Here is a 12,626-nt window from a genome sequence, read left to right on the forward strand (position 1 = left end):
CTTAGAAGCAGCCACCCTTTAAAGAAAGCGTAATAGCTCACTAGTCGAGTCGGCCTGCGCGGAAGATGTAACGGGGCTCAAACCATGCACCGAAGCTACGGGTATCACTTAGGTGATGCGGTAGAGGAGCGTTCTGTAAGCCTGTGAAGGTGAGTTGAGAAGCTTGCTGGAGGTATCAGAAGTGCGAATGCTGACATGAGTAACGACAATGGGAGTGAAAAACTCCCACGCCGAAAGACCAAGGTTTCCTGCGCAACGTTAATCGACGCAGGGTTAGTCGGTCCCTAAGGCGAGGCTGAAAAGCGTAGTCGATGGAAAACAGGTTAATATTCCTGTACTTCTAGTTATTGCGATGGAGGGACGGAGAAGGCTAGGCCAGCTTGGCGTTGGTTGTCCAAGTTTAAGGTGGTAGGCTGAGATCTTAGGTAAATCCGGGATCTTAAGGCCGAGAGCTGATGACGAGTTGCCATTAGGCGACGAAGTGGTTGATGCCATGCTTCCAAGAAAAGCTTCTAAGCTTCAGATAACTAGGAACCGTACCCCAAACCGACACAGGTGGTTGGGTAGAGAATACCAAGGCGCTTGAGAGAACTCGGGTGAAGGAACTAGGCAAAATGGCACCGTAACTTCGGGAGAAGGTGCGCCGGTGAGGGTGAAGGACTTGCTCCGTAAGCTCATGCCGGTCGAAGATACCAGGCCGCTGCGACTGTTTATTAAAAACACAGCACTCTGCAAACACGAAAGTGGACGTATAGGGTGTGACGCCTGCCCGGTGCCGGAAGGTTAATTGATGGGGTTAGCTAACGCGAAGCTCTTGATCGAAGCCCCGGTAAACGGCGGCCGTAACTATAACGGTCCTAAGGTAGCGAAATTCCTTGTCGGGTAAGTTCCGACCTGCACGAATGGCGTAACGATGGCGGCGCTGTCTCCACCCGAGACTCAGTGAAATTGAAATCGCTGTGAAGATGCAGTGTATCCGCGGCTAGACGGAAAGACCCCGTGAACCTTTACTATAGCTTTGCACTGGACTTTGAATTTGCTTGTGTAGGATAGGTGGGAGGCTTTGAAGCGTGGACGCCAGTTCGCGTGGAGCCATCCTTGAAATACCACCCTGGCAACTTTGAGGTTCTAACTCAGGTCCGTTATCCGGATCGAGGACAGTGTATGGTGGGTAGTTTGACTGGGGCGGTCTCCTCCTAAAGAGTAACGGAGGAGTACGAAGGTGCGCTCAGACCGGTCGGAAATCGGTCGTAGAGTATAAAGGCAAAAGCGCGCTTGACTGCGAGACAGACACGTCGAGCAGGTACGAAAGTAGGTCTTAGTGATCCGGTGGTTCTGTATGGAAGGGCCATCGCTCAACGGATAAAAGGTACTCCGGGGATAACAGGCTGATACCGCCCAAGAGTTCATATCGACGGCGGTGTTTGGCACCTCGATGTCGGCTCATCACATCCTGGGGCTGAAGCCGGTCCCAAGGGTATGGCTGTTCGCCATTTAAAGTGGTACGCGAGCTGGGTTTAGAACGTCGTGAGACAGTTCGGTCCCTATCTGCCGTGGACGTTTGAGATTTGAGAGGGGCTGCTCCTAGTACGAGAGGACCGGAGTGGACGAACCTCTGGTGTTCCGGTTGTCACGCCAGTGGCATTGCCGGGTAGCTATGTTCGGAAGAGATAACCGCTGAAAGCATCTAAGCGGGAAACTTGCCTCAAGATGAGATCTCACTGGAGCCTTGAGCTCCCTGAAGGGCCGTCGAAGACTACGACGTTGATAGGTTGGGTGTGTAAGCGCTGTGAGGCGTTGAGCTAACCAATACTAATTGCCCGTGAGGCTTGACCATATAACACCCAAGCAATCTGCAGCGCAGATTGTGGTGGTGAAGACGCACTGAACCGAAAGTTCAAAAACCACAGATTGTCACATACCCGATTCGCTGGAGTGTCTGCACAAGACCTTCTGGCAACAGAATTTCTTGACGACCATAGAGCATTGGAACCACCTGATCCCATCCCGAACTCAGCAGTGAAACGATGCATCGCCGATGGTAGTGTGGGGTTTCCCCATGTGAGAGTAGGTCATCGTCAAGATTAAATTCCGAAACCCCTATCTGCGTACGCAGGTAGGGGTTTTGTCTTTTCTGGGCCGCTAAATATCGATCTGCAGGAGTGGGCTTGCCCCACCATTCGGGATCAAGGATCCGGGCGCAGAATGCAAATCAAGAACTATGTAGTGCCACGGCCTCCCTTCCTCTCGTCAAGCTCGAACCTCCTAGCCTTCTCGGAGAATTCGACCATGACTATCGGCTCCAGCTACAACCATCCAGCCAATATCGCCACCACGCTACCAAGTCCTTCCAATCCCTGGGCTGCACGTTTCCCCAATCCTCCAGATCTCTGCTTCGACTACCGTAAATTGGTGGAGCAAACGGGTGGTATTGCCAAGGCTAACCTCACAAACCACCGCATCTGCATCGTGGGAGCCGGTGTTACCGGCCTTACCGCCGCGCGCGAGTTGCTCCGTTGCGGCTTCGCTCAAATCACCGTGATCGAGCAGTCTAAGCGCGTTGGTGGTCGTCACCTGACCGTAGTAAACAATCCTCGGTCTTCCTCTCCATCGACCCCTTTCGAAATGGGCGCGATGCGCATGCCATTCTTTAATAGAACAGGTGAAGCACCTAAAGATGGCTGCTCACTCATGGCCTATTACGCCAAGTTGTTCGAGTTGCGTATTTCGGATTTTCCCAATCCTGGCACGCCCTGGGTCGCTTCTACCGGCATTTACTTGCAGGAAGGTGAACTGGAGGGGCAGGGTGAGCCAAGGATGCTGATATGGAACAATCCTGACGGTTCCACACTGCCTCCTGCCGCGGTCCTGCAGCAGGTCTATGCCAAATGGCACAGGTTTGCTACCCGGATGACGGAACACGTAGCTGCAGTGTATGGCTCTGAGCACTGGGAGGCACAATGGGCCGCCATTGTGGCTCACTATCACGTGTTGTCATTTCGCGATCTGGTTCGTCTTCCCGCCCTTGATAGCTGGGATGCCGATGCCCCTGGCGATTTTGGCGGGTTGGGTATGAGTGCTGAGGAATCGGCCATTTTTTATGCGATCGGTATTGGTGATGGCAGTTGGGGCGCCTTCTACGACGTGTGCTGTCTCTACCCCCTGCGCACTGCCATCTTCGGATTCAGTAGCCATTTGCAGCTGGTCCATGGGCGAGTGGATGAGCAAGGTATTCCACTTCCCGCTCCTTACCTGGGTGACACGGTATATGACAGCAAAGGCCTGAGATTCGCGCCACCGAACTACCTGGGGCTCGCTGCACTGGACGAGTGCTTGTTGTTCATGGAGATCAGCGAGCTTGGAAAATCACTCTATAGCCATTTGCTTCAGCACCAGGATGGGCTACTCACCGACTCTTCCGTTTGCGCTCTGAGCAAGCTACCGAATGGAAAGGTACGGGTTCGATATCAATGGAATGTCAGCAATCCTGACAAGACCACCCCATTGAGCGCGGACTTTGACGCTGTGATTGTCACTTTGCCGTCCTGGTTGATTGAAACCAACGTCCATCTGGAGCATTTCACTTCAACAATGCTGCCGAGCAGCATCATCAACGCCTACAAGACAGCCCACTGGGAAACCAGTTGCAAAGTCTACGCGCCGCTGAAAAAGAGCTTTCTGCGTAGGAATCGGCGTATCCCGCAAATTCTGGTTACCGATAGTTTCGTACACGATGTATATGCCTATAGATACAACGATAGCTATGCCTACGACTGCATTCTGCTCAGTTACACCTGGGAGGACGACGCGACCAAGCTCGCCTCGCTCAGTGATACTGAACTGACGAAGCGCTGTGTCACAGAGCTCGACCGGATTCTGTTGCGCTGTACGAACATAGGTGAGCCAATTTCGCCCTATGTAGATACTGACAACGCTCGGGTGCAGCGCTGGGTGACCGATAAGAATGCCCTGGGTTGCGCCAAGCTCTACCGGGCGGGTACCTATTACGATGCAATCAGTCTCATGAAGTACAACCGCGACCTCGCCGAGCATTCAGGGCTTTACCTGGTCGGCGAATCATTTTCTGTCGATGCTGGCTGGACGGAGCCTTGTTTCAGGACGGCAGTAGATGCGGTGATCAACATCTGTAGGAAGACGGGGGCTTCCTTCAACGGAGGTTTCTCAATGGACGACTATCCGCACTACCAAGTTCAGGTCTGAAATAAGGGTGAAAAGGGCAGAGGCTTTGATTGCCCTTTCCACCACTTGAGTACCTTCCTGCCACGTCTTCGGAGGTGTCCGACTGTTTTAGCGGGTGTGCTGTCCGCTTAACTGGCGTCCCTCTCAAAACGACAAGAAGGACTTCGCCATGTCTGTACACACAACCCCCATCAGCCCTGCTCGTGTTGCGGTCATTCAGTTCGATCCGCAGGTCGGGCAACAGCATTGTGACGACAACCTCTGCAGGGGACTGAAGCTCGCTGAGCAGGCAGTCCGTCAGGGTGCCAATCTGATTGTACTGCCGGAGTTGGCCAACACTGGATACACCTTTCAGACCCGTGCAGAAGCCTACCAGCATGCAGAGACGCTTGCCGATGGGCCGAGCCTGAACAGCTGGTCGGCCTTTGCCCGGGAGCATCAGGTCTATCTGGTGGCTGGTTTCGCCGAGCGAGATGGATTGAAACTTTATGACAGCGCAGTGCTTTTTGGCCCAGAGGGGCTGCTCGGACATTACCGAAAGGCGCATTTGTGGAACCAGGAAAAGCTCTGGTTCACACCGGGCAACCTGGGGTTCCCGGTGTTTGAAACCCCCATCGGACGCATTGGCCTGATGATCTGTTGGGATGTCTGGTTCCCGGAGGTACCGCGGCTATTGGCCCTGCAGGGCGCCGATATCATTTGCAGCCTTAACAATTGGGTCTGGACGCCACCACCACTGTTCGATGCCAGCGGCAAATGCATGGCTTCCTACCTGACCATGACCGCGGCCCACGTCAATAACGTTCCTATCGCAGCGGCCAATCGCATTGGCAGCGAACGCGGTGGACGATTTCTCGGTTGCTCGTTGATTGCGGGGACCAACGGTTGGCCAATCGGCGAAGTGGCCGGGGCTGAGAACGAATGCATTATCGTTGCCGACCTTGACCTCAGTGCGGCCCGTAGCGCGCCTATCTGGAACAGCCTCAACGACTTGCCCCGGGACCGTCGCGTCGATGTGTATGGCTCGATGCTCGGTTATGAGCTACATCCTGCTCTGCCGCGCTGAGGGGCTGTCATGGATAACATTATTGAACGACCTCGCAACACTTTCATTCCACTGTTTCTGCTGTGCCTGGGAACATCGCTTTTCACCTGTCTGACTATCGAGGTAATCAGTGGCCGGGCAGGGCACTGGCTACAACACTGGCCGGACTATTCACATTTACTCGCTCATCTGGGGGAGCCGATGGCTCGCCTACGCTGGATCATCGGTGATATCAGTGAGGTGGCTTTCTACAAGCACGAACTGCCAGCACTGGGCTTGCTCGCGGGGGCGGCGCTTGCGCATTGGGCAAACCGTAATGGCAAGTCCTGGCAGGGGTTTGCCATCAGCTACGGAACTGGCCTTTGGCCGTGGTTGGTGATCAGTTCTCTACTCGGTCTGCTGCTCAGCCATGTCTTGTGGGGCTGGGTATTGAGCAGTGGAACCTGGCAGCCGACGTTCGTTGCTTTCGTCTCACTGCCAGCGGCGATGGTGCTGTTGTTCGGTGCGGGCTGGAGAGTCGCTATCAATGGTGCGATTTTGGGCGCGCTGCTGGTAACGCCGGCAAGCCTGCTGCTAGTCAACTATCTGTGTTATCCATTGCAGCTACCCGTGGTCATCGGCAATGTCAGCGGCATGGCGATCGCGAGTGTACTGGCATTCATATTGTGTCGGCATTACCCGATACTGGTGCAGTCAACGCCTGCTGCTGATTCACCACCGTCACTGCCTGTGTTGTCTACCCAGCCTGAATATGGCGGACTCTGGACACTTCGTCGGGTACTCGCAGACTTCAGCGAGGCGCCATTCTTTGGCAACGAGTGGGCCAGTCTTGGCTTATTGTCGGGAGTACTACTGGCCTACGCCATTTCGCCCACCGGCCCTGCCTATGGCTCACAGTTGGTCATCGAGATGATTGCCGGGCAGGCACTGGCTTCGTTTATCGGCGTGCTGGTGTGGCGCCACAAATGGCGCACTCTGGGGTGGTATCCCACCTACATTCCGATAGTGTCTGTGGTACCTGCCGCGGTACTCACGCTGGGCGGCAGCTGGCAAGTCATCGTGCTCAGCGCTACCTTGGGGGCGCTGATGGCACCGCCCCTGGCTCATGCCATCAGCCAACGCTTGCCGAGCCATATGCATGGCTACCTAGGCAATGTCTTGTCCATGGCCGTCTGTACCCTGGTTATCATCCCCTTCATTCGCTTGATCACCGGAGCAATGCTATGAGCGCAACCAAATGCCTCCCTCTGCTGGCGATTGGAAGCCTGGGTGGAACTGTCTGCATGCAGGTCGAAAGCGCAGGCCAGGGGGTTACCCCGAGCCTGAGCGGCGAGGCCCTGGTGGCGGGCTTGCCACAGCTTCAAGGCCTGGCCCGCATCAGCGCCGAAACCTTGCAGTTGCTACCCAGTGCATCGCTAACCTTCATCCAGTTGCTCGACGTCCTGCATTGGGCCGACGCCCAGGTGAAGCAGGGGGCTCAAGGCGTGGTGTTGACGCAGGGGACCGACACCCTGGAAGAGGTGGCGTATTTTATGGATCTGCTTTGGCCACATGAGGCACCCTTGGTGCTCACCGGCGCCATGCGTTCGGCCAACCAGGCCGGTGCAGACGGGCCTGCCAATCTGTTTGCGTCGGTACAGGTTGCATTGGCTGCAGAGAGTCAGGGGCGGGGGGCTTTGGTGGTCATCAATGACCAGATCCATGCTGCGTTGAATGTGCGTAAAGCCGACAGTCTGGCAATGGACGCCTTCACTTCTTCGCATGTCGGTCCGCAAGGCCTGCTGATAGAAGGGCGCGTGTGCTACTTGAAACCATCGAGGCTGCGCTACGCCCTTCCTGCCCCCCAACGCCTGGACCACCGTGTGGCATTGCTCGAAGCCAGCCTGTCAGCAGACACCTTGCTGCTGGAAGAGGTAGCAGGACTGGGCTACGAAGGGCTGGTGATCGCCGGCTTCGGTGCCGGACATGTGTCTCAGGAATGGGCACGTTGTCTGGGGCAGATCAGCCAACGGCTGTCGGTCGTCGTCGCCACACGAACGGGTGCTGGCACTACGGCCTCACGCACCTATGGATTCAAGGGGGGTGAGATCGACTTGCAACGTAGAGGGGTGCGGATGGCAGGCTTTCTCTGCCCGCGCAAATGCCGGGTACTGCTCTGGGTGTTGATTGGTTGTGGCATGGAGGCTGAGCTAGAGCATCATCTGCAAGCCCAAAGCCCGGCGCGTTCACTGTAAAGCTGAACGCGCCGCGGGAGCCCGACCCAGGCTCCCGCACCGGCCTACACGAATGCCTGGGGCGCCATGCCACGCGGCAGGCGGCAACGATCAGGCTGAGCGACCAGGCGAACACGCCAGTTGGCCTTGAAGCAGAAGGTAGTGGCTTGTACCTGGCTCGCTTGGCTCGCCAGACGCTGTTTACGCAGCTCAGCCAGGGAAGGGGTGGCTTTCTTGGCCGGCACCGATTCAGCTTTTACCAGCGACCGCTGGCAGGATTTGCAATCGACCTTGTCGGTGTCAGCGGTGCTGCTGAGGTTGTTGCCATTTCGACCGCAAGCGACTGCGTCGCCGCTCGTTGAGTAGTGCATTACCACGCTGTACATCTCCACATATGAACAAAAGCGCGCGCATTTTCGCACATTTCATCCGCTCATAAAAAAGGCTGCCTCATGGCAGCCTTTCACGCATTGCAGACTGTTACCAGGCAGGTGCTCAGCGGCGCAGTTTGGCGCAATGGTCCTGCTCGGGCTGCGCCGCCGTATACCACACAAAGTCAGCGCTTTCGGCGCTCACGGTCTTTCCGGTTTCGGCGAGGATCAGCACCAGGTTACCTTCCTTGGCCCCCAGGTCGCTCAAGTGCAGGGGCACCCCCAGGTCCTTGCGCACATGGAAGGCCCCAGCCAGCAATACGGCAGGCGTCGGGGCTGCCAACAGGCGTTCGGCCATGCGCCGATCTCGCTGTTGTTGCACGGCGAGCATCGCTGGCATCTGCGCTTCGGGAAGCAAGCCGCAATGTGACTCACGAATATCGTTCAGCAGCGTCGCCTGTACGCTTGGGGTGGTAGACACAGAGCCTTCAAGTGATGGGCGCTGTTTGTAGATCTGCATGATCTGGGCTCGGTTCAGGTTGGCTGCCAATAGAGGATAGGGTTGCTTCACGGCATAGGTGACCAGCGCCCCATACACGCTCCAATCCCAATTGGCCTGCCAGGCCAGCGCCTTGAACAGGTCGCCTGGCGCCTCACCGGCCCGGGCAGCGGCTTGCACCGCATCGACGTTTGCTTGTTGGTCCGGGTTGATCATCTCCATCAGCAGGCTGCCTTGTGGGCGTTGCGCTGCCAGTTGGCGCATCAGCCACAGCTGCAGGGCGTGGTGATCAGGATTGTCATGTTGCTCACCAACCAGCACACGTGGTGCTGCCGCAAGGCGCTCGACCAATTGCTGTGGGGTGAGCGTGTGACCCGTGGCGAGTTCGCGGATCAGGCCAAGGTCGGCGTGGTCGCGCCCTTGTGGGGCAATCGGTGCCGGCGGGGGCTGTACAGTTTGGGATTGGCAGGCCGTCAACAGGCCGACCAGGCAGAGCGACAGAAGACGCATGGGGGGTTCCTAAAATTCAACGAGCGATGATCAACGGGTGACCGCGTTCCGGATGTGGCTGGATGAGGACCTGCAGCCCATAGACTGCTGCCAGCGCATCGGCAGTCAGCACCTCTGCCGGCGGGCCATAGGCATGGGGCAGGCCTTGTTGCAACAACAGTAGATGATCGCAATAGCGGGCCGCCAGGTTGAGGTCATGCAGGATCACCATGACCGCCGCACCACGTTCGGCAAAGTCGCGCACTGCTTGCAAGATGGTGTGTTGGTGCAAGGGGTCGAGCATCGACGTCGGCTCGTCAAGCAATAGCGTCTGGCCTTCTGCACCTGGCCAGAGTTGCGCCAGGACCCGAGCCAGGTGCACTCGCTGCCGCTCGCCACCCGACAACGCCAGGTAGCTGCGCCCGGCCAGGTGCAGGGCATCAGCGGCTTGCAGTGCCTCGGTGACGATTTCGGCATCGCGCACCTGGCCGGTGGCATGGGGCAGGCGCCCCATGCTCACCACTTCGTTGACTGAAAAGCCGAAGTTCAGGCTCGAGCTCTGGGGTAGCACCGCCAGCCGCCTGGCGCGTTCCTGGCCAGGCCAGTCGGCCAGCGGGCGGCCATCGAGGCTGACGCTGCCTTCGCTGACTGACAGCTCTGCGCACAAGGCGGCAAGCAAGGTACTTTTACCGGCACCGTTGGGGCCGAGTACACCCAGCACCTCGCCCGGGTTCAGTTGCAGGTCGATGTTTGCCAACACGGTGCGATGAGCGCGCCGTACCGACAGGTTGGTTGCCTTGAGCATCAGGAGCGCCCCCGTACCAGCAGGAAGAGGAAGAAAGGCGCGCCAATGAGCGCGGTCACGATCCCGATCGGGAGTTCGGCCGGCGCCAGCAGCAAGCGCGCGATGAGGTCGGCCAGCAACAACAGGCCGGCACCGGCCAGCAATGAGGCGGGCAACAGCACCCGGTGGTCCGGGCCGACCAGCAATCGCATCAAATGCGGCACTACCAGGCCGATGAAGCCGATCAGGCCGGCAGCCGCCACGGCAGCGCCCACGCCCAGGGCCGTACACAACACCAGCTCCAGCTTGATCCGTTCGACATCAAAACCCAGGTGGCGAGCTTCGGACTCACCCAGCAGCATCGCGTTGAGCGCCGATGCCCGGCGAGGCAACCACAGCGCGACCCCGACCACCACGATCAGCAACGGCCAAAGGCGCTGGTAGCTGGCACCGTTGAGGCTGCCCAGGTTCCAGAAGGTCAGGGTGCGCAACGTTGCATCATCGGCCAGGTAGGTAAACAGGCCGACCCCAGCACCGGCCATCGCCGTCATCGCCACGCCCGCCAACAGCATGGTGGCGACATTGGTCTGCCCGTTGCTGCGGCCAAAGCGATACACCACGCCGGTAACGATCAGGCCACCGCCGAAGGCGCACACCGACAGCACGTAAGGTTCAACCGCCGGTGGCATCCCTCCCAGCATGCTGCCGCCGACGATGGCAATAGCGGCACCCAGCGCCGCCCCGCCCGAGACGCCCACCAGGCCAGGGTCGGCCAACGGGTTGCGAAACAATCCTTGCATGGCCACCCCGGACAGCGCCAGCACCGCGCCGACGGCAATGCCGAGCAACGTCCGCGGCAAACGAATCTGGCCCAGGATCAGCTCCGCCTGGTGGGTAGCCTCGCCGTCCAGTGACAACCCGAGCATGCGCAAACCCGCCATCAAGGTGTCGCCCAACGGCAGGCTGACCGGCCCCAATGCCAAAGACAACCAGATAATCGATACCAGCATCACCCCCAGAGTGAGCAGCATCGGGCGAGGCCGGACAATCGCCGTCATTGGCCTGCCTCGGCCGCCAGGGCTTTGACATCCGGGTAGAACACGCGGGTAAGCGCGGCCAGTGCATCCGGCACCCGCGGGCCGAGGCCGCCGACCAGCAGAGTGGGATCGATCACCATCACCCGGCCTTCGCGTCCAGCCTGAGTCTGGGCCAGGATCGGATTCTGCTCGAGCAGGGCCGCGCGTGCCGCATCGCCTTGCAGCCGGCCGCCGGCAAAGATGATCACCTGTGGGGCCAGGGTCAGCATCGCTTCACTGGACACCGGCTTGTAGCCATTGTGCTCTCCCAGGCTTTGCCCACCCGCCTGCTGGATCATCCAGGCTGCCAGAGTGTCCTTGCCCGCCACCTGCAAGTTGCCACCGGAATGGCTGAGCAACATCAGTACCCGGGGCGCCGGGTGTTGCTGTCGTGCTTGCTTGACCAGCGCAGCGTGTTGGCTCAAACGTTGTTCATAGCCACTCATCAGCGCCTGGGCTTCAGTGGGTTTGCCAAGCAGTTGGCCCAGTGCGGTCAGGTTGTGATGCAGCGTCGATACATCGGCCTTGGCCGACAGCAGTTCAATGCGCACACCGGCGGCCTTGAGCTGCTCCAGCACCGGTGGCGGGCCCATTTCATTGCTGCCGACCAGAATGTCCGGCTTCAGCGCGAGGATGCCTTCGGCAGCCAGCTGGCGCTGGTAGCCGATCCCCGGCAGGCTGTGCAGCGAGCGTGGGTACTGGCTGGTGCTGTCGACACCGACCAGCTTGCTTTCGCCACCCAGGGCAACCACCCACTCGCTGAACGCGCCGCCGGCACTGACCCAGCGCTGGGGCAGGGCCTCGGTGGCGGTAGCCATCTGGCTGAGGAGCACGCCGGCACAGGCCAGCAGTGTTTTCATACGCATCAAGTGGATTCCTCAGGCAGTCAATGGGCGAGTGGATTCTGCCAGTGCCCGCCAGTCGTCACGCTCCGGCACACCCGGCTTGCGCACACCGAACAGCTGGATGACCAGTTCGCCCTCGGCATCGAAGCCTTCGTAGCTGGTGACGATGCCATCGACACTTGGCTTGCGTACGCGCCATAGCTCGGTCACGCCGGTGGTCTTAAGGTGCAGGTTGAACGCAGGGTCGAGTACGTTGAACCAGGTGTCCATCCAGCGCAGGTTGCTGACCGGGCCCGAGTGAATCTGGATGCAATGTTTGTTGCCCACGAACACCATGATCGGCACTTCGCGCTTGCCGGCTTGCTCGATCACATTGGTCAACTCGACGGTGGCCAACGGCTCTGCCCATTGATGGCCGGCCAGGCGCAAGGCCTGGGTGCGCGCCACATCGTTGCGCTTGAGCAAGGCAAAGAAATCATGGGTGTCCTGCAACTGCGACCACTCGGTGCGCAGGGCGTGCACGTCGACCTCAGCATCGGCGCGTGGTGCCTTGGCGGGGGGCAGGAGTTGCAGGTCCAGCTCGGCCGTCTGCTGCTCGGCGCGAAAACGCTCTACCAGGGGTGCCCAGGCATCTGCCTCGCTGGTGGCGGTGAGGAACACCTTGTGGACGGCAACCCCCTGGCGGTCAAAGACCTGAATGCTGCGCTGGGGACCGCGCGCCGTCGCTTCGTCAACGGCAAACACGCTGGCCCAACCGCTGAGGAACAGGCGCAGATCGATGTCGGGCGACAACACCATGCCCATCTGGCCGCTGCCCATCACCGTCACGTCACGGTAGACGCCCTTGCGCTCGTGCACGCAATGCTCGTTTCGGGTCAGCGCCATGATGTAGCCCAGCTCGCCAAGCGCGGGCAGCAGCGTTGCCCATTCCGGGCGCAGGCGCACGGTGTCGGTGCCCAGGCGGCTGGCCGTCAGTTCGGCTTCGCTGACACCGAGCCTGGCAGCGGCATCGCGGGCGCGCAGGCCAGGTTGCTCGCTGCGCAGCTGTTGCCAGGCCTGGTACAGCGACGGCTGGTTGGACGGGGCACAAGTTGGGGCGGTCAT

At 59.2% G+C, this 12,626-nt stretch carries 10 protein-coding genes and 2 rRNA genes (1 of these 12 running past the window's edge); 6 read left to right on the top strand and 6 right to left on the bottom strand.

Annotation, left to right across the window (positions count from 1 at the left end; genetic code table 11):
* The 6 genes from NPS58_RS10530 to NPS58_RS10555 form a co-directional block, all read left to right on the top strand.
* Positions 1-1,837: ribosomal RNA gene (locus NPS58_RS10530) — 23S ribosomal RNA — on the top strand; it begins 1,051 nt to the left of the window's first position.
* 131 nt (positions 1,838-1,968) lie between these two features.
* A 5S ribosomal RNA gene (gene rrf, locus NPS58_RS10535) occupies positions 1,969-2,084 on the top strand.
* A 205-nt stretch (positions 2,085-2,289) separates the two neighbouring features.
* Positions 2,290-4,221 (top strand): flavin monoamine oxidase family protein, encoded by a 1,932-nt coding sequence (locus NPS58_RS10540; RefSeq protein WP_274115283.1) that lies wholly within the window; start codon positions 2,290-2,292, stop codon positions 4,219-4,221.
* 148 nt (positions 4,222-4,369) lie between these two features.
* The gene (locus NPS58_RS10545) at positions 4,370-5,266 is read left to right on the top strand and encodes a nitrilase family protein (protein ID WP_274115284.1); all 897 of its coding nucleotides are present in this window, start codon (positions 4,370-4,372) and stop codon (positions 5,264-5,266) included.
* 9 nt (positions 5,267-5,275) lie between these two features.
* Positions 5,276-6,472, top strand: a complete 1,197-nt coding sequence (locus tag NPS58_RS10550) for a hypothetical protein (RefSeq protein ID WP_274115285.1) — start codon at positions 5,276-5,278, stop codon at positions 6,470-6,472.
* Positions 6,469-7,479: an asparaginase gene (locus tag NPS58_RS10555; RefSeq protein WP_274115286.1), complete on the top strand. Its 1,011-nt coding sequence runs from the start codon at positions 6,469-6,471 to the stop codon at positions 7,477-7,479. The genes NPS58_RS10550 and NPS58_RS10555 overlap by 4 nt, the downstream gene beginning before the upstream one ends.
* A gap of 44 nt (positions 7,480-7,523) precedes the next feature.
* Here the strand turns inward: NPS58_RS10555 and NPS58_RS10560 are convergent, their stop codons facing one another.
* The 6 genes from NPS58_RS10560 to NPS58_RS10585 all read right to left on the bottom strand — a co-directional run bounded on the left by NPS58_RS10560 (position 7,524) and on the right by NPS58_RS10585 (position 12,626).
* Positions 7,524-7,829, bottom strand: a complete 306-nt coding sequence (locus NPS58_RS10560) for a hypothetical protein (RefSeq protein ID WP_274115287.1) — start codon at positions 7,827-7,829, stop codon at positions 7,524-7,526.
* Between the two features lie 124 nt (positions 7,830-7,953).
* Positions 7,954-8,838 carry a ChaN family lipoprotein gene (locus tag NPS58_RS10565; RefSeq protein ID WP_274115288.1) on the bottom strand — a complete coding sequence of 295 codons (885 nt, stop codon included), beginning with the start codon at positions 8,836-8,838 and terminating at the stop codon, positions 7,954-7,956.
* 16 nt (positions 8,839-8,854) lie between these two features.
* Positions 8,855-9,622: a heme ABC transporter ATP-binding protein gene (locus tag NPS58_RS10570; RefSeq protein WP_274115289.1), complete on the bottom strand. Its 768-nt coding sequence runs from the start codon at positions 9,620-9,622 to the stop codon at positions 8,855-8,857.
* On the bottom strand, positions 9,622-10,659 hold the full coding sequence (locus NPS58_RS10575; RefSeq protein WP_274115290.1) for a FecCD family ABC transporter permease: 1,038 nt from the start codon (positions 10,657-10,659) through the stop codon (positions 9,622-9,624). The genes NPS58_RS10570 and NPS58_RS10575 overlap by 1 nt, the downstream gene beginning before the upstream one ends.
* Positions 10,656-11,543, bottom strand: coding sequence for a heme/hemin ABC transporter substrate-binding protein (locus tag NPS58_RS10580; protein ID WP_274115291.1), 888 nt, complete (start codon positions 11,541-11,543; stop codon positions 10,656-10,658). Before NPS58_RS10580 ends, NPS58_RS10575 begins: the two co-directional genes overlap by 4 nt.
* Before the next feature lie 12 nt (positions 11,544-11,555).
* A complete protein-coding gene (locus NPS58_RS10585) occupies positions 11,556-12,626 on the bottom strand; it encodes a hemin-degrading factor (RefSeq protein WP_274115292.1) in 1,071 nt (356 codons plus the stop codon).

The organism is Pseudomonas putida (assembly GCF_028682455.1).
Classification (GTDB): domain Bacteria; phylum Pseudomonadota; class Gammaproteobacteria; order Pseudomonadales; family Pseudomonadaceae; genus Aquipseudomonas; species Aquipseudomonas putida_AA.